The 16,309-nt window shown below is 59.7% G+C and carries 16 protein-coding genes; 9 read left to right on the forward strand and 7 right to left on the reverse strand.

Annotated elements, in window-relative coordinates; translation table 11 throughout:
- Positions 1–23 precede the first annotated feature (23 nt).
- Complete coding sequence (locus K6118_RS02535) at positions 24–536, reverse strand: hypothetical protein (RefSeq protein WP_247118641.1); 513 nt, start codon at positions 534–536, stop codon at positions 24–26.
- A gap of 157 nt (positions 537–693) precedes the next feature.
- Here K6118_RS02535 and K6118_RS02540 point away from each other — a divergent pair, with 157 nt between their 5' ends.
- On the forward strand, positions 694–1,482 hold the full coding sequence (locus tag K6118_RS02540; RefSeq protein WP_247118642.1) for a DUF1295 domain-containing protein: 789 nt from the start codon (positions 694–696) through the stop codon (positions 1,480–1,482).
- A 2-nt stretch (positions 1,483–1,484) separates the two neighbouring features.
- Here the strand turns inward: K6118_RS02540 and K6118_RS02545 are convergent, their stop codons facing one another.
- From K6118_RS02545 to K6118_RS02565, 5 genes are all read right to left on the reverse strand, one after another.
- A complete protein-coding gene (locus K6118_RS02545) occupies positions 1,485–2,180 on the reverse strand; it encodes a hypothetical protein (RefSeq protein ID WP_247118643.1) in 696 nt (231 codons plus the stop codon).
- A 360-nt stretch (positions 2,181–2,540) separates the two neighbouring features.
- On the reverse strand, positions 2,541–3,233 hold the full coding sequence (locus K6118_RS02550) for a hypothetical protein (RefSeq protein ID WP_247118644.1): 693 nt from the start codon (positions 3,231–3,233) through the stop codon (positions 2,541–2,543).
- 142 nt (positions 3,234–3,375) lie between these two features.
- On the reverse strand, positions 3,376–4,794 hold the full coding sequence (locus K6118_RS02555) for an NAD(P)(+) transhydrogenase (Re/Si-specific) subunit beta (protein WP_247118645.1): 1,419 nt from the start codon (positions 4,792–4,794) through the stop codon (positions 3,376–3,378).
- Between the two features lie 10 nt (positions 4,795–4,804).
- Positions 4,805–5,101, reverse strand: coding sequence for a proton-translocating transhydrogenase family protein (locus tag K6118_RS02560; RefSeq protein ID WP_247118646.1), 297 nt, complete (start codon positions 5,099–5,101; stop codon positions 4,805–4,807).
- Between the two features lies 1 nt (position 5,102).
- On the reverse strand, positions 5,103–6,233 hold the full coding sequence (locus tag K6118_RS02565) for a Re/Si-specific NAD(P)(+) transhydrogenase subunit alpha (protein ID WP_247118647.1): 1,131 nt from the start codon (positions 6,231–6,233) through the stop codon (positions 5,103–5,105).
- A gap of 245 nt (positions 6,234–6,478) precedes the next feature.
- Here K6118_RS02565 and K6118_RS02570 point away from each other — a divergent pair, with 245 nt between their 5' ends.
- The 8 genes from K6118_RS02570 to K6118_RS02610 all read left to right on the forward strand — a co-directional run bounded on the left by K6118_RS02570 (position 6,479) and on the right by K6118_RS02610 (position 13,672).
- Positions 6,479–7,918 carry a sigma-54-dependent transcriptional regulator gene (locus K6118_RS02570; RefSeq protein WP_247118648.1) on the forward strand — a complete coding sequence of 480 codons (1,440 nt, stop codon included), beginning with the start codon at positions 6,479–6,481 and terminating at the stop codon, positions 7,916–7,918.
- A gap of 22 nt (positions 7,919–7,940) precedes the next feature.
- Positions 7,941–8,798, forward strand: coding sequence for a glutamate racemase (locus K6118_RS02575; RefSeq protein ID WP_247118649.1), 858 nt, complete (start codon positions 7,941–7,943; stop codon positions 8,796–8,798).
- Positions 8,799–8,948: 150 nt separating this feature from the next.
- Positions 8,949–9,605 (forward strand): glutathione S-transferase family protein, encoded by a 657-nt coding sequence (locus K6118_RS02580; protein WP_247118650.1) that lies wholly within the window; start codon positions 8,949–8,951, stop codon positions 9,603–9,605.
- Positions 9,606–9,768: 163 nt separating this feature from the next.
- On the forward strand, positions 9,769–10,896 hold the full coding sequence (locus K6118_RS02585; RefSeq protein ID WP_247118651.1) for a DUF5694 domain-containing protein: 1,128 nt from the start codon (positions 9,769–9,771) through the stop codon (positions 10,894–10,896).
- Positions 10,897–11,032: 136 nt separating this feature from the next.
- A complete protein-coding gene (locus K6118_RS02590; RefSeq protein WP_247118652.1) occupies positions 11,033–11,521 on the forward strand; it encodes an ATP-binding protein in 489 nt (162 codons plus the stop codon).
- Positions 11,522–11,636: 115 nt separating this feature from the next.
- Positions 11,637–12,164 (forward strand): PAS domain-containing protein, encoded by a 528-nt coding sequence (locus tag K6118_RS02595; protein ID WP_247118653.1) that lies wholly within the window; start codon positions 11,637–11,639, stop codon positions 12,162–12,164.
- 41 nt (positions 12,165–12,205) lie between these two features.
- A complete protein-coding gene (locus K6118_RS17275) occupies positions 12,206–13,345 on the forward strand; it encodes a methyl-accepting chemotaxis protein (protein ID WP_281500529.1) in 1,140 nt (379 codons plus the stop codon).
- Positions 13,346–13,366: 21 nt separating this feature from the next.
- Positions 13,367–13,672 carry an STAS domain-containing protein gene (locus K6118_RS02610; protein WP_247118654.1) on the forward strand — a complete coding sequence of 102 codons (306 nt, stop codon included), beginning with the start codon at positions 13,367–13,369 and terminating at the stop codon, positions 13,670–13,672.
- A 193-nt stretch (positions 13,673–13,865) separates the two neighbouring features.
- Here K6118_RS02610 and K6118_RS02615 read toward each other — a convergent pair whose 3' ends face one another.
- Positions 13,866–16,196: a TonB-dependent receptor gene (locus K6118_RS02615; RefSeq protein WP_247118655.1), complete on the reverse strand. Its 2,331-nt coding sequence runs from the start codon at positions 16,194–16,196 to the stop codon at positions 13,866–13,868.
- Positions 16,197–16,309: the final 113 nt, after the last annotated feature.

Genomic DNA, 16,309 nt, shown 5'->3' on the forward strand with positions numbered 1-16,309 from the left:
GCTGAACCGAAGCTGAACGCAACTTACAGCAGGCTGTCCAGCTCGCGCTGCATCAGGACACGGAGGTCCGCGCCCAGATGCGCCAGTACGATTTGTTCATTCTTGCCAACGCGTTCCAGGTTGCCATCGAGCGCAAGCCCATGCACCTGCGCGATCTGTAAGAGGTAGGCGACGAAGGCATCCGCCCGCGCGCGGATGATCCAGGAAAAGGGTGCGGTCGGCAGGTTACGCTGGGCACACAAGGCGCGGAATTCGGAAACGAGATGCGGCAGCAGGGTGGCGCCGATCCGCTTCATGCCCATACAGAATCCTTCGAACGGCGGCAGGGGTTCATCCTCCGCACCGGTCTCATCGTCCTGCTGGCAGGAGGCAACGCCTTCCAGGTCCCGCACCATGTTTTGAAGGGCGACATCAAGTGCTGCGGCAATTTCATCCGCCACTTTCTGCTGAGACGGGGTCAAGACGGCACGCCCCGTCGCTTCCAGCCCCTTAAGGCTGGCGCCGAGAAAATCAATGATCGTGGCCTGTTCGCGCATAGTGCTCCCTTCCCGCCCCCATATAACGCGACATGGGGCAGACCACAAAGAAACTTCGTCACTTTCATGTGGGCGGCCTGATCTTAAAAGCTGAAAGTTTCGTACTACATCCAAGGCCAGTCTGGCATGATAGGGGTGGGATAAGGGGAGATACACCATGATGGATATGATCATTACGGCCAGCCTTGTGCTTTTTGCCGTCATGCTGATCCTGTGGCTGATCAGCCTTAAGACGGGGACTGTCAGCTTCATCGATGCCTATTGGGGCATGGGCTTCGTTCAGGTCGCTGCCGTTTGCATGGAACGCCAAGTCACCATGGCCGGGGCAGAGATGGGGCTGGCCCAGAAGCTTTACATGCTGCTTTTAGGCCTGTGGGCGCTTCGGCTGTCGGCTTATCTGCTCAGCCGTTACCTGGCTGACGGTGAGGACAAACGCTACACGCGGATCATCGGCGCCCGTACCGGCTTCCGGCGCCATCTGTTCACGCTTGAAATGGTGTTCTTACTGCAGGGCGTCCTGATCCTGCTGATCAGCGCCCCGACCTTTACCTTGATGGCCGCCCCCGCCCGCGGGCTGGATGCCTGGGTGGTCGCAGGCGCGCTTATCTGGGCCGTCGGCATCTTCTTCGAATGGACCGGCGACTGGCAACTGAGCCGCTTCCGGGCCGATCCGGCGAACGCGGGCAAAGTGCTGGATAGGGGCGTATGGGCCTATACCCGCCACCCCAACTATTTCGGCGATGCCTGTATGTGGTGGGGCTTGTGGCTGATCGGCCATGACCTGTATGCGCTCTATGCCCCGGCGCTGATGACCTTCATGCTGATGAAATGGTCGGGGGTGCCGCTTCTGGAACGCGGGCTCAGGAAAAGCCGCCCGGGCTATGAAGACTATGCCGCGAGGACCAGTGCCTTCGTGCCCTGGCCGCCGAAAGCCGTCCGCGAATAGGCTCAGCGTGGCCTGACCGAAATCGGCCCCGGTGCGTCATACTTGGGATAGAGCGTTTCCAGAACCGCCTCGGTAAACTGGGCCGCCAGCGGGCCGACACGCGTATTGAACGCACCCGGCGCATAGGCATAGTCCGGCCCGGCATAGGGGCCTAGGCCCCAATGCTTCGGGTGCAATGAGGTGACGACCCGCTGTCTTTTGACCAGCTTGCCGTTCGCGTCATAAAGCGACACCGTGGCCGCCATCTGCGTCCGGCGGGACGCCCGAATGACCGCGACCGAAAAATCCCCAATCTTCATCTTGTCGATCGAGACAACAAGCTTGCCCTTGAAGCCCGGGTCCGCCGCCTTGAGGCCGCGCTCAAGCATCTTCATGAACAGGTCCGGCACGTTATAGTCCGCCAGGTTGGGGAACAGGCGCTCATTGGCCCAGTCGGTCTTGTCGGTCCTGTCCGGCGGCCGTTTGGTGATGACCGGGACATCGCCGGCACTTCTTTCTGACCGATATTGCCGGAAGGATTTTTCCCGGCGCGCATCGATACGGCTGATATCGCCCATATACCGGGCCAGATAGCCGACGAATTCGACCTGAACTTCGGCCGACGCCGGGCTCGACAAAGCCATCCCGGAAAGACCCATGACCAGGGACAGCATAAGAGCCGTCCGCCAGTTTGCCCTGAGTGCGAGTGTCCGCCCCATACCTTTGTCCCCCATGGTTTGCCAGCTCACAGCCTATAGTTTCAGACAAACAAACTGAACGCTAGCTGAACCTGCGCGGGCCCAGAACCAGCGTCAGAGCCAGAGCCAACGCCGTTCCGGGCCGATCGGTCTTTCCGGCCCCTTTATTTTGCGATTGATTATTAATTGCGACTATGCCATACCATACCCGTCAGGCAATATCCGTCTGCTGCAATTGCCTGACACCGGCGCCGGCCTGACAGCGGCGCTTTCCTGGCGGGCGGCTCTGATGGCCCGGAGCTGCCCGCCCCTACTTCCCTCAAAAGCAAAGCCCTCCGCCGTAGTGGCAGAGGGCTTTCTTGCTGCAGAAACGCTACCGGCTCAGTTGATGATGACCGGCCCCGGCGCATCATATTTCGGGTAAAGCGTTTCCAACACCTTCTCGGTGAACTGGGCGGCCAAGGGACCGACGCGCGTGCTCTGCGCCAGCGGAGCATAGGCATAATCCGGCCCTTTATAGATTGCGGCGGCCAGCCGTTTGGGATGCAGCGACGTCGTCACCTTATGGTCCGCCACCAGCTTGCCGCTGGCATCATAGACCTTGACGGTGCCGCTGATCTGGCTGCGGTGCGAAAGCCGGATGACGGCCACCGGAAAATCGCTGATGCGCATCTTGTTGATGCTCACCACCAGCTTACCTGCAAAATTCGGGTCCGCCGCCTTGAGACCACGGTCCAGCATCGCCGTGAACAGGGCTTCGACATTATAATCGTCAACATTGGGGAACAGGCGTTCGTTGGCCCATTCTATCTGGCTGCGGCGGCTTTTGTTCACGCCAGCCCGCGGCTTGAGGCCGTAGCTGCTGCTTTCAACCCGGTATTTGCGGAAGACCTTCTCATGGTCCTTCTCCGCCCTGTCGATATCGCCCATATATGTGGCCAACTGGTCGGAAAACTGAATGTCGACGTCCGCGAAGGCGGGCGCACTGTAAGCCATGGCGGAAAGGCCGATAGCAACGGCCAGTGTCCGGGTTACCCCTTTCCGGCCCTGGCGCTTGATAGTCTTGTTCATCACATCACCCTCCGTTGGTCTCTCATTCCATCGCCATACTATCCGCCAAACAAGCTGAACGCTTGCTGAACCCGCCCGTCAGGCAAGAGAAACCCCGGAAAGACGGACTTTCCGGGGTGAAGGACTGATAAGTGTCTGCTCAAGCTCAGTGCAGCGCCTTGACGATCTCTTCCGTCATCTTCTTGGCGTCCGAGAACAGCATCATGGTGTTGTCCCGGAAGAAGAGCTCGTTTTCGACACCCGCGTAGCCGGAGCCCATCGAGCGTTTGATGAACAGCACGGTCTTGGCCTTTTCGACATCGAGGACCGGCATCCCGAAGATCGGGCTTTGCGGGTCGGTCTTCGCGGCAGGGTTGGTGACATCGTTGGCACCGATCACATAGGCGACATCGGCCTGCGCGAACTCGCTGTTGATGTCCTCAAGCTCGAACACTTCGTCATAGGGCACGTTGGCTTCAGCCAGCAGCACGTTCATATGCCCCGGCATCCGGCCTGCGACCGGGTGGATGGCATATTTCACCTCCACGCCTTCTGCCTTCAGCATATCCGCCATTTCCTTGAGCGCGTGCTGCGCCTGCGCCACCGCCATGCCGTAACCGGGCACGATGATGACCTTGGAAGCATTCTGCATGATGAAGGCGGCATCCTCGGCCGAGCCCCGCTTGACCGGTCGCTGTTCCGCACCGGCCACCGCAGCCGCAGTCGTGTCGGTCCCGAAACCGCCTAGGATGACGGAGATGAAGCTCCGGTTCATGCCTTTACACATGATGTAGCTGAGGATCGCCCCCGATGAGCCCACAAGTGCCCCAGTGACGATAAGCGCGGTGTTATGGAGCGTGAAGCCGATACCAGCCGCCGCCCAGCCCGAATAGCTGTTGAGCATCGAGACCACCACCGGCATGTCCGCTCCGCCAATCGGGATGATAAGCAGGAAGCCGATTACAAAGCTGAGTGCGGTAATGATCCAGAAGATCGGCACACCACCCACCATCGCGCCCTGGTCGGTAACAAACCAGGCCAGGCCGCCAATGATCCCGGCCGCGAACGCCAGGTTGATGAGATGGCGTGCCGGCAGCATGATCGGCGCGCCCGACATATTACCGTTTAGTTTCGCAAAGGCGATCACCGAGCCTGAGAAAGTGATGGCACCAATGGCGATCCCCAGGCTCATCTCGATCTTGGACGAGGTGAAAATCTGCCCCATGGCGTCGGCGATGCCGAAGGCCGAGGGGTGCAGGTAGGCGCTGGCGGCCACGCAGACGGCGGCGAGGCCGACAAGGCTGTGGAACGCGGCAACCAGCTGCGGCATCGCCGTCATGGCGATCTTGCGCGCGGTGACGAAGCCGATGCTGCCGCCGATGACGATGGCGCCGATGATCCAGTCATAGGACACCACTTCGGGGTTCATGACCGTGGTAACGATGGCGATGATCATGCCGATCATGCCGAAGATATTGCCTTTGCGGCTGGTCTCCGGGCTCGAAAGCCCCCGAAGCGCCAGGATGAAAAGAACGGCAGCGACGAGATACGCGACGGCCGTCAGGTCGGCGTGAGCTTGTGTCATTCAGGCCTCCCTATTTCTTTTTCTTGTACATGGCGAGCATCCGCGCGGTCACGGCGAAACCGCCGAAGATATTGACCGCGGCAAGCCCGATGGCGATCGCCCCCAAAAGCTTGGAGATGCTGAAGCCTTCAGGCCCCGCAGCGATAAGCGCCCCGACGATGATCACGCTCGAGATGGCGTTGGTCACGCTCATCAAAGGCGTGTGCAGGGCGGGCGTCACCGACCAGACCACATAATAGCCGACGAAGATCGCCAGCACGAAGACGGTGAATTCCTGAATGAACGGATTAACCAGTATCTCATGCATCTTATTCACCCTCCTTCAGCCGGTCGTTCACGATGGCACCATCCTTGGTGACCAACGTGTCGGCGATGATCTGATCTTCGAAGTCGAAGACAAGCGCGCCTTCGGTCACGTGCGGCGTGATGAAATGAACCAGGTTGCGGGCATAAAGCGCCGAGCTATCGGCGGCGAGCCGCGACGGCACATTCTTGTGCCCGATGATCTTGACGCCGAAGGCTTCGACCACCTCACCGGGTTTCGACAGTTCGCAGTTGCCGCCGGATTCCACGGCGAGATCGACGATCACGCTGCCCGGCTTCATGGTCTTGACCATGTCCTCGGTGATGAGGACCGGCGCCTTGCGGCCCGGGATGAGCGCGGTGGTGATGACGATATCCTGCTTGGTCAGCGTTTCGGCGATCAGGGCCGCCTGCTTGGCCTTATATTCGTCGCTCATTTCCTTGGCGTAGCCGCCTTCGGTTTCCGCGGCCTTGGTTTCCTCATCCTCGACCATGACGAACTTGCCGCCGAGGGATTCCACCTGTTCCTTGGCCACCGGGCGCACATCGGTCGCACTGACGATAGCCCCGAGGCGCTTGGCGGTGGCGATGGCCTGAAGCCCGGCGACACCGGCCCCCATGATCATCACCTTGGCAGGCGGCACGGTCCCTGCCGCCGTCATCATCATCGGAAAAGCGCGGCCATATTCATAGGCTGCATCGAGAACCGCCTTATAGCCCGCGAGGTTGGACTGGCTTGAGAGCACGTCCATGGTCTGCGCCCGGGTAATACGGGGCACGAACTCCATCGCGAACGCCATAAGCCCGGCATCGGCATAGGCCTTTATCCGGCCCCGTTCCTGGAATGGATTGAGGATGGCGATAAGCGCCGCGCCCTTCTTGGCCTTGGCAGCATCGGCTGCCTCCAGCCCCTGGACTGACAGGATGACATCGGCATCCTTCAAGGTCGTTTCCAGGTCGGGGTCGATAATCGCGCCCGCGCCCGTATAGGCACTGTCCGGTATATGGGCCAAGGCGCCGGCGCAGGTTTCCACCGACACTTCGAAGCCCAGGCCTTTCAGTTTCTTGACTGTTTCGGGGGTAGCCGCAACACGCTTTTCAGCGTCCCGCCCTTCCCGAAGAACCGCAAGTTTCATCAGAAACTCTCCCTGAGAAAGTTAATAAACAACTCTACTTCAGGCATCCCGGCCAAATCACCCTGCGGTGTTTTGTTGTCTTTGCCCCTATGGGCCGTCCTACCCTTCGCGAAAAAGGTAGCGCATATGTGAATTTGAGCAAGATAATTTCACGAAGGGGTTCGAGATCGATAAAATTTTAGCTTTTCCTTTTTGTTAAGAGTGTCCTGAAATGATACAGGTCGAATCGCACACGGGGGTTGCATATGTCCGGACGCCGGGTCCTGATCGTTGAGGACGAACTGACACAGATCACGCTGCTTCAAGGCGTGGTCCAACGTGCCGGTTTTCTGGTCGAAACCGCCATGAACGGCCCCGATGCGGTGGCCCGCCTCAATGACGTCAAGGCCCCCACCGTCGATGTCGTGCTCCTGGACCTTGTCATGCCCGGCATGGACGGCATCAAGGTGCTGGAAACGGTCCGCCCCAGGCACCCGGCGCTGCCGGTGGTGATGCTCACCGCCCAGTCCTCCATCAACACGGTGGTGGACGCCATGCGCGCCGGTGCCAATGACTTTATCGTCAAACCCGCCAGCGCCGAGCGCATCCGGAGCGCGCTGGAAGCCGCGCTCAAGACCAGCGACCTGGTCGGTGAAATCGGTCCGATGCAGGCCAGCATGCAGGGCGGCGGTTTCGACAGCCTCGTCGGCACAAGCCACGGCATGACCCGGGCTGCGGCGCTTGCGAAAAAAGCGGCGCGCTCAGCGATCCCGGTCCTCATCGAAGGGGAGTCCGGTGTCGGTAAGGAAGTCTTCGCCCGCGCCATCCATCAGGCCAGTGCCCGCAAGGCTAAACCTTTCGTCGCGGTGAACTGCGGCGCGATCCCGGAAAACCTGGTTGAAAGCATTCTGTTCGGTCATGAAAAAGGCGCCTTCACCGGCGCCACCGAAAAACGCATCGGTAAATTCCAGGAAGCCGATGGCGGCACCCTGTTCCTCGATGAGGTCGGCGAACTGCCGCTTGACGTCCAGGTCAAGCTTCTGCGCGCCCTGCAGGAAAAGGAAATCGACCCGGTCGGCGGCCGGAACAGCATCAAGGTCGATATCCGGATCATTTCGGCAACCAACCGGAACCTGTCGGACCGGGTGGCCGAAGGCGCCTTCCGCGAGGACCTTTATTACCGGCTGAATGTTTACCCGATCACGCTGCCGCCCCTTAGGGACCGCGCGAGCGACATCCCGGCGCTGACCGAACATTTCCTGAAACAGATTACCGCCATGGAGGACGTGCCCCGGCGCCAGATCACGCCGGAGGCTTTGGGGCTCCTCGCGCACTATAGCTGGCCCGGCAACATCCGGCAGCTTCAGAACGCGCTTTTCCGCGCCGTTATCCTGTCGGACAGCGACTGGCTGACCCCGGCCGACTTCCCGCATCTTTCCGGCACGCGCCCCGATAGTGCCGATACTGGCCTTCAGGGGACCGTGGTCGCCATGTCCCCGGTGGCCCGCCCCGGTGAAGGCGATGCCACAATGCTGCCGCTTGAGGACGCTAGTGGTAATATCCAGACGCTGGCCACGCTCGAAGCCGCCATCATCGCCGCTGCGCTTGAAAAATACAGCGGCCGCATGGCAGAGGTTGCGCGCAGGCTTGGCATCGGACGCTCGACCCTGTATCGAAAGGTTGCTGAATACAGGCTCGACACATAAGCAAACCGGCAAAGGGGCAGACATGATTGGCGTTTTCGATTCCGGCTCGGGCGGCCTGACCATTCTGGATGCCCTTCACAAGCGCCTGCCCGACCAGGATTTCCTGTATCTTGGCGACCATGCCAACGCGCCCTATGGCCACAGGGGCAGCGACCAGATCGTCACGCTGACCCGCAACGCTGTCGATACCCTGATGCAGGCCGGGTGCAGGCTTGTCATCATCGCCTGCAACACCGCCGCCTCCGTCGCCCTCAGGACCCTCCAGCAGACCTGGCTGCCCACTGCCTACCCGGAAAGGCGCATCCTCGGTGTGCTTGTACCGATGGTCGAAGCCATGACCGGCGTGCCCTGGTCCCAAGAACACCCTGAGGAGCATCCGGGCGCAGGCAAGCGCGAAGACCGCACCATCGCCCTTTTCGCTACCCGCAAAACCGTGGAAAGCGGCGCCTATGTCGAGGAGGTGTGCAAGCGCGCGCCGCACCTCAAGCTGATCCAGAAAGCCTGCCCCGGCCTTGTCGACGCCATCGAAGGTGGCGCGGGCACCCGTCCGATGAACGGCCTTGTCGACGGCTTCGTCGCCGAAATGCTCGATGCGGCAGGTGGCGCCCCCGATGCAGCACTTCTGGGCTGCACCCACTTCCCGCTGGTGGAAAACGCCTTCCGCGCCGCCCTTCCGGCCACGACCGAGCTTTATTCCCAGCCCGACATTGTCGCCGCCTCGCTTGCCGCCTATCTGGACCGGCACCCGGAATTCAGGGAAACGGGAACCGGCGAGATCCAGCTTCTGACCACGGGCCGCCCGGCGGATGTCACGGCCGCCAGCGCCTACCTGCCCGACCATCTGAGCCGGTTTGAAAGCGCCGCCAGGTTGAAGGACTGACGCCCCTTCCCGGGCGCCCACTCATCCCCCAAAGACGAATTCGAGCTATGCATTTATGCATACTTCCAGACCCGGGCGTGCCTTCCCATGTCATATATCCAGCGCGGGTGACAGTCGCACCCGCCCATCATGACAGCAGGGAGACACTCCATGGATTTTTACTGGATGAGCGGCAGTCCGTTTGCCTGGCGGGCAATGCTCGCGCTTGAGATCAAAGGCGCGGATTATACCGCCCACGAAGTTCACCTCAGCAAGGGCGACACGCAAACGCCGGAATTTCTGGCCATGAACCCGCGCGGCAAGGTGCCTGTGCTGAAGGATGGCGACCGCGTGATTTATGAATCGAACGCGATTATCGCTTACCTTGAGCATAAATACCCCAATCCGTCGCTTCTGGGCGAGGACGCCGGTGAGATCGCGCTGATCCACCAGCGCGCCGAGGAACTGAACAGCTATCTGGTGCCGCAGGTCGGCCCGCTCGCCCGCTTCCTTTTCCGGGAAGACCCGACCGTGACGCCGGAAATGATTAAAGCCGCGGGCAATGCCATCACCGATGAGTTCGGCGGGGCGGCACGCTGGCTGGAAGAAAGCGACTTTCTGGCGGGTGACCGGCCGACCCTGCCGGACCTGATCCTCTATCCCTACGCTGCACTGATCGAACGGGTGGTCCAGCATCCGAAGGCAGACATGATCCCGTTTGGCATGTTGCCCTACGCTGACAAACTGCCCGTCCTTGAAGCCTGGCGCCAGCGGATCGAAGCCCTGCCCGGGTATGACAAAACCTATCCGACCCACTGGCGCAGCTAGGCGCCTCTCTCCCCTTCAAGGCCGGCACACCATTGCCGGCCTTTTTTCTCTGCTCCCCCCTCAGGCGGCCTGCTTGACGCCCTTCCTGAAGGCTCGGTATAGTTGTCCCATAACAAGTGAGGCAAACCTCGAATGTTTGCCCACGAGAGCGAGGAAAAGAATAATGATCAACAGCCTACTTGCGTCCATCGCGCTTCTGGCGGCGGTGGAAATACCGGCGGATGCACCCGCAAATGCCCCGGCGCCGATTGCCGCCCCCAACCCAGTCACCGAAAATGCCCAGGCCGTCTATCTGGCCGACGACGCCGCGAAAGCGCGTGGGCACCGCAGCGAACTGGCGGTCTTGGGCACCGCGCACCTGTCGCACCTGCCCAAGGATTTCGACTTCAACCGCTTTGACCCGCTTCTGGCGCGGCTCAAGGCCTGGGGCCCCGACCGTATCACCATCGAGGCCATCTCCGGCGCCCAGTGCGACTATCTGCGCGCCCACGCCTTCGCCTACCCCGGCACGGCCGATGACTATTGCCCGGACCCCACCGCCGCACGCAAGGCCCTTGGCGTGACCGGGGCGGAAGCCGAAGAAAGGATCGCCCATATTCTGGCCACCAAGTTCCCTGACCGACCGGCCAGCGTGCGCCGGCAACTGGCCGCCCTGTTCCTCGCCGATGGCGATCCGTCATCGGCAATGGTCCAGTGGTTCAGGCTGCCCCCGGACGAGCGCAAAGCCGCGGATGGCCTGACGCCCGCACTGGCCAGCAATCTGGACAAGCGTCTCAGCTATCATAATGAGAATGTCAGCATTGGGGCCAAGCTGGCAGCGGCACTCAAGCTGGACCGGGTCTATCCGATCGACGACCATGTCGGCGAGGCCTCCGGCAAAGTGATCGACCAGAAGCTGTTCGGGCAGGTAATGCAGAAGATCTGGAACAATGACTGGGTCAAAATCCGCCTTGCCGCCAACAAGGACTGGGACAAACGGATCGCCACCGACCCCAAGACCAGCGTACTGGCCTGGTACCGGCAGATGAACTCACCCGAAGAAGCCCGCCGCGCGGTCGCCAGCGACTTTGGCGCTGCCGCCGGGTCCAACGACCCTCACGGCGTCGGCCGCAACTATCTGGCCTATTGGGAAACCCGGAACATGTATATGGCCGCCAGCATCCGCCAGGTGCTGGGTGATGGCCACCGGGTACTTGCCATCGTCGGAGCGTCCCATAAACCCTATTTCGAACGCTATCTGGGGGTCAGCAGCGACCTGAAGATTGTGGATATCGAGCCCCTGCTGAGGTGAAAGGCAGCCCACTATGCGGGCAGGGTCTGGTAGACCCGCCCCTCTAGGGCAGCAAAGAGTTCCCCTGATTTAACATTGTCACCCCCGCCTCCGGGGTTGTACAAATGAGGGCCATGACACAGGGGACTTACCTGCCATGACGCTGCCGGAACAGTCATCTTCCACTGAGACTAAGGCGGATGTCCATCTGTTCCGGACGCCCGCCGAAGCCCGTGCGCTCGCGACCGAGCTTTCAAGACTTGCCCCTAACCCGGCCGCTGTGGAAACCGGTCTGTTTGAGCTGTTCATAAACGCCATTGAGCACGGAAACCTTGCCATCGGGCATATTGAAAAGCGCCGATTGCTTGAAGAAGACCGGCTTCTTGAGGCAATCGAAGCCCGGCTTGCGGCCCCGCCATACGGCGCACGTCAGGTTCGGGTTGAGGTCATACAGACCGACAAGGAACTCCGGTTCACCATCCGGGATGAAGGGACGGGATTCGACTGGAAAGCCTTCGAAGGGGGGCCTCAGGGTACCCTCGACGAACAGCATGGACGGGGGATCATGATCGCCCGCCGGCTCGCCTTTTCGCGCCTGGATTTCAGCGGAACCGGAAGTTGCGTCACTGCGGCGGTTTTTCTCTGATTGCATAGCTACGCGGTAAACGGTTTTTTCAGGGTTTTCTGATCTTATGGTCGTTTCATGGTGCAGAGTGTTGTTCGGAGTTTTTCAAACATCACGATAAAGATTCGAGGGATTGATGAGCACACAAGAGAAATCGATAACGGGGGTCGAGGTCTTCTTTGATGCCAATGACATCATCGTCTCAAAAACCAACCTCAAGGGACACATTACCTATGCCAATGACGTGTTCCTGGATATTGCCGGCTATACCGAGGAGGAGGTTCTCGGCAAACCCCACAGCCTGATCCGGCACCCCAAGATGCCGCGATGCGTCTTTAAACTCCTGTGGGACACGATCCAGGCAGGCGACGAAATTTTCGCCTACGTCATCAACCGCGCCAAAAACGGTGATCATTACTGGGTTCTGGCCCATGTCACGCCGTCCTACGACAGCGCGAGCCAAATGGTCGGTTTTCATTCCAACCGCAGGGTCGCCAACCGGGACACGCTCACGGACGTGATCATCCCGCTTTATGACGAGCTGTTGGCCACCGAACAGGCGGGCGACCGCAAAAGCGGGCTTGAGGCTTCGACGCGCAAGCTGACCGAGTTCCTGAGCGCCAAGAATATGACGGCGAACCAATATTTCCTGTCTCTGGCCTGAGCCACAGACAGAGCCCAAATTTCAGACGATAGGATTCCCCCATGCAGGATACCGATACCGACCTGAAAGCCTCGATCGACAAGGCCGTCGCTGTCTGCGAGGCGGTTGCAAGCGGCGATTTCGAAGCCCGCATTCTCAAAATATATGAGGATGGTGAGCTGCAGCCGCTCTTCAAGGCCATCAACCGCATCATCGACCGCAACGATGCTTTCATCCGTGAGTCCACCGCCGCCATGAAAGCGGTGAAGGAAAAGCAATATTACCGCAAGATTCTGGAAGCCGGCATGCCCGGCAACTTCCTCAATGCCACGCGCAATATCAATGCCTCGATCGATGCCATGGGTGCCTTGCACGACCAGTCCGTCGAACTGGGGGAGAAGGTCGATGCTCTCGTCCGTGAGGTGGAGGAACGCAAGGAGGAAATCTCCACCGCCGCCCATGACACCATCCGCAAGACGGACGCGAATTCGAGCAACACCATCGAAGTCTCGAAAGCGGCGCGGCGAACGCTTGAGAACACCAATAGTGTTGCAGCTGCAACAGAAGAGATGCGCGTATCGTCGCAGGAGATTGCGCGCCAGATCACCATTTCGGCTGACTGCGCTTCCCAGACTCTCAGTGAAACGGAAACCGCCAGCGAAAAGATTATGGGGCTTGAGACGGCCGCGGGCGAGATCAGCTCCGTGGTTGACCTCATCACCAAAATCTCCAAGCAGACGAACCTGCTTGCGCTCAACGCCACCATCGAAGCTGCCCGTGCAGGCGAGGCTGGCAAAGGCTTTGCGGTGGTTGCAAGCGAAGTGAAGAATTTGGCGAACCAAACGGCACAGGCGACCGAAAACATTGTCAGCCAGGTCAATAATATCCAGTCGACCACCGCCGATAGCGTCACCGCCATCCAAAGCATCAAGAAAATCACCCAGCAGCTCAGTGAAATCAGCGCGGGCATTTCTGCCGCTGTGGAGGAACAGACCGCGGCAACAGGCGAAATCAGCGATCAAGCCCAACGACTTAGGAGCGATATCGAGATCGTCACCAACAGCGTGACCAACCTGGTGCAATCCTCTGCGGCGTCCTATTCGTCATCGATTCAAGTTATCTGGTCCGCAGAAGATATCGACACGCCGCTTGAAACATTGTCAGGCTCCATGTCCGATTTCCTGAAACTGCTCGACGCTTAACGCCCAACCGGGAGAAAAACCATGCGCTATACCCTGACCACCGGCGGGACCACCGCAACAGTATCCCTTGAGGGCCAGCTGACATTTGGCGATCAGGCGGAATTCCGCACCATGCTCAAAGAGTTGACGGCACAGTCGCAAGATAGATGCCTCGTCGATATCCAATCGCTTGAGTTCATTGATTCGGCAGGACTTGGGCTGCTCCTGCGAGCGAAATCCAACATTACGGACGCCGGAAAATCCGTCGCGCTCAAAGTACCGGACACAGGCCAGGTGAAAGACATTCTGGACATTGCCCAGTTCCACCAGTTGTTCGACTATGACTGAGTTCAGCAAAAATATAGTGGGCCGGTAACAATCGGCCTGCGCACTCCATCTCCCTTTTTTCAATCCCGTAAGACGAGTGTCCGGTCCCCACCTCTGGCAGCCGTTTGAGAGACGTCATGCGCGGTAACGCGTGCCAAAAAAGAATGGCGCCCGAAAGCGCCATTCCTACAGGACCGGATCGATGATTGCGTCATCAGAAGTCGTAGCTGACCGAGACACCCCACCAGCGCGGCTTACCGTAGAACAGCTGGTTGAAGCCGGCGATACCGGTGAAGTCGAAGGTGTAAACCTTATACTCCTTGTCGAAGATATTCTTGGCGTAAGCCGAAAGCTCGACACCGCTGTCTTCGAACCGGTAGGCGACCTTCAGGTCCACCAGCATATAGCCGTTCTGCTTCGAGATATCCGAATTGGTGATATCGAAATAGTGGCTGCCCTGATAGTTGAAGCTGGCCGTGGTGGTCAGGTCACCCTTCTCGACCGGCCAGTCGTAGCTGACAAAGCCGTTCGCCGTGAACTGAGGCGCCAGAACCGCCTGACGGTTGTTGAGCGTTGCGCCCTGAACCGTCACACCGTCCACATCCGTATGCAGGAGGCTGGCTCCAAGCTGGATGTTGAGCCGGTCCATCGGAAGGATGCCGATCTCAGCTTCACCGCCGTAGAATTTGGCCTTGCCGTTGGTGATGAACTGGGACAGCCCCTGGAAGGTCAGCGCCTGGAAGTCCTTATAGTCGTAATAGAAGCCCGAGGCGTTGATCCGGAACCGCTTGTTTTCCGACGTCCATTTCACACCGGTCTCATATGAGTCCAGGATTTCCGGCTTGAAGGCGATCTGAGACGAGGTCAGGAAGTCGGTCTGGTCGATGAAGCCCGCGTTGAAGCCCCCGGCCTTGAAGCCCCGGCTCCAACTCAGATACATCAGCGTGTGGTCATTGACCTGCCAATCGAGCGCGGCCTTGCCGAGGAAGTTGCCATTGTCGATCTTCGACGCGTCAGGCGAGACGACATCCGCGGGACCGGCACCAAGCGCGGCTGCGAAGCCGTTAACGGCCCCCGCCTGCATACTGAAATAGTTGGCCTCGCCCACACCGTTCAGCACGTTGTTGAGCAGATAACCAGCCGGCGCGCGGTTGATATAGTCGAAGCTGCGCTTTTCCTTGGTATAGCGGGCACCGAGGGTGAGCTTCAGGTCATCAGTCAGCTGATACTCGCCTTGGCCAAAGATGGCGTAGCTATCGGTCTTCTGGGTATAATTGACATCGTAATAGATGGCCGGAACCAGACCTGCGCCTTTGGGGAAGCCAGGCGTGAAAGCCTCAAGCGCACCGCCAAAAACAGCCGGGTCGCTATCCAGAAGCGCCGCATAATCTCCGCGCCACCAGACGTGCAGGTCGTTGTTACCCTTCACCTTGGTATGCAGGTAGAAGAGACCGACCTGCCAAACGCCCTTGTCATACTCGCCATTGAGCCGGAGTTCGTCCGAATAGGCGTTGATGCGCGAGCGGAAGGTCGGCGCGATACCCCTGAAAGGCCCAACATCCGTGTCTTCCTTATGCAGCTTCTGCGTATGTTGATAGGAGAAGGCGTTCGTCAGTTCCACCTCACCAAAGAGCTGCTTGTAGGTGGCATGAATGCCCTGCACCTCGATCTTGAGCGGCCCCTGGCGGTTATAGTTACCCGAGCGGTTGTTGCCGTCCGTGTCGGCGTAGCAGTAAATATCCCGCGGCACGTCAGTCGGGCAGAAAGGCAGGTTATCGGCGCCCGTCGCCCCCAAGGTGGACTGGTGCTGATACTGCGGCGCATTGGTGTTCGACCGTGAATAAAGGCCGGTCAGGTTGAGGCTGCCGTCTTCACCGATCTTGGTTTCGATCTGACCGCGGAGCGCGATGCTGTCTGCACCGTCCGTGGTCGGGCCCAGGGTATTGTGCACATAGCCCTTGGCATAGTTATAGTCGGCCGCCAACCGCGCCTTGACCCGGTCGGAGATCGGGCCGCTAACCGCGCCGGTGAGTTTCACGCTGGAATAGGCGCCACCTTCGGCGGTCACATAGCCTTCGAACTCGTCGGTTGGCTTCTTGGAGACAAACTTGATCAGGCCGCCGGTTGCGTTGCGGCCATAAATGGTGCCCTGCGGCCCCCGCAACACTTCGACACGCTCAACGTCAAACAGCTGGAACGTGAGGCCCGGCAAGGCCGCCTGATAGGCTTCATCGACATAGATGGCGATCGGGCCTTCGTTATTGTCGTTGAAGTCGTTAAGACCAACACCACGCAGCGTGAAGGACGGGTTGTTGCCCTCACCCACCGGCGTGCCGACATTGAGACCCGGCACCTGCGCCACGATCTGCGTGCTGTCCTCGAAGCCGAACTGCTTGAGGGCATCACCCGTGAAAGCCGTAACCGAAACGCCCACTTTCTGGCTCGATTCCGCGCGCTTCTGGGCGGTGATGGTGATTTCCTGGATCACCTGGGCATGAACGGCGGGTGCCTGCGAAACCATCGCGACTGCCGCCGCTGATAGCATCAGGCGTTTCTTGAACTTTTTACTTCCAGCATCCTTCGAAGGAAGGAGTCCACTTTCATTCCACATATGTTTTCTCCCCTGCGCCCTCAAATTGCTTGGCCGACGTGTCCGCG

It is taken from the genome of Kordiimonas marina, from assembly GCF_023006325.1.
In the GTDB taxonomy this organism is placed as follows: domain Bacteria; phylum Pseudomonadota; class Alphaproteobacteria; order Sphingomonadales; family Kordiimonadaceae; genus Kordiimonas; species Kordiimonas marina.

Bases quoted from the DNA above. Each gene is read 5' to 3' on its own strand.
- K6118_RS02535 (WP_247118641.1), bottom strand. From the start codon at position 536: ATGCGCGAACAGGCCACGATCATTGATTTTCTCGGCGCCAGCCTTAAG.
- K6118_RS02540 (WP_247118642.1), top strand. From the start codon at position 694: ATGATGGATATGATCATTACGGCCAGCCTTGTGCTTTTTGCCGTCATG.
- K6118_RS02545 (WP_247118643.1), bottom strand. From the start codon at position 2,180: ATGGGGCGGACACTCGCACTCAGGGCAAACTGGCGGACGGCTCTTATG.
- K6118_RS02555 (WP_247118645.1), bottom strand. From the start codon at position 4,794: ATGACACAAGCTCACGCCGACCTGACGGCCGTCGCGTATCTCGTCGCT.
- K6118_RS02560 (WP_247118646.1), bottom strand. From the start codon at position 5,101: ATGCATGAGATACTGGTTAATCCGTTCATTCAGGAATTCACCGTCTTC.
- K6118_RS02565 (WP_247118647.1), bottom strand. From the start codon at position 6,233: ATGAAACTTGCGGTTCTTCGGGAAGGGCGGGACGCTGAAAAGCGTGTT.
- K6118_RS02570 (WP_247118648.1), top strand. From the start codon at position 6,479: ATGTCCGGACGCCGGGTCCTGATCGTTGAGGACGAACTGACACAGATC.
- K6118_RS02575 (WP_247118649.1), top strand. From the start codon at position 7,941: ATGATTGGCGTTTTCGATTCCGGCTCGGGCGGCCTGACCATTCTGGAT.
- K6118_RS02580 (WP_247118650.1), top strand. From the start codon at position 8,949: ATGGATTTTTACTGGATGAGCGGCAGTCCGTTTGCCTGGCGGGCAATG.
- K6118_RS02585 (WP_247118651.1), top strand. From the start codon at position 9,769: ATGATCAACAGCCTACTTGCGTCCATCGCGCTTCTGGCGGCGGTGGAA.
- K6118_RS02590 (WP_247118652.1), top strand. From the start codon at position 11,033: ATGACGCTGCCGGAACAGTCATCTTCCACTGAGACTAAGGCGGATGTC.
- K6118_RS02595 (WP_247118653.1), top strand. From the start codon at position 11,637: ATGAGCACACAAGAGAAATCGATAACGGGGGTCGAGGTCTTCTTTGAT.
- K6118_RS17275 (WP_281500529.1), top strand. From the start codon at position 12,206: ATGCAGGATACCGATACCGACCTGAAAGCCTCGATCGACAAGGCCGTC.
- K6118_RS02610 (WP_247118654.1), top strand. From the start codon at position 13,367: ATGCGCTATACCCTGACCACCGGCGGGACCACCGCAACAGTATCCCTT.
- K6118_RS02615 (WP_247118655.1), bottom strand. From the start codon at position 16,196: ATGCTATCAGCGGCGGCAGTCGCGATGGTTTCGCAGGCACCCGCCGTT.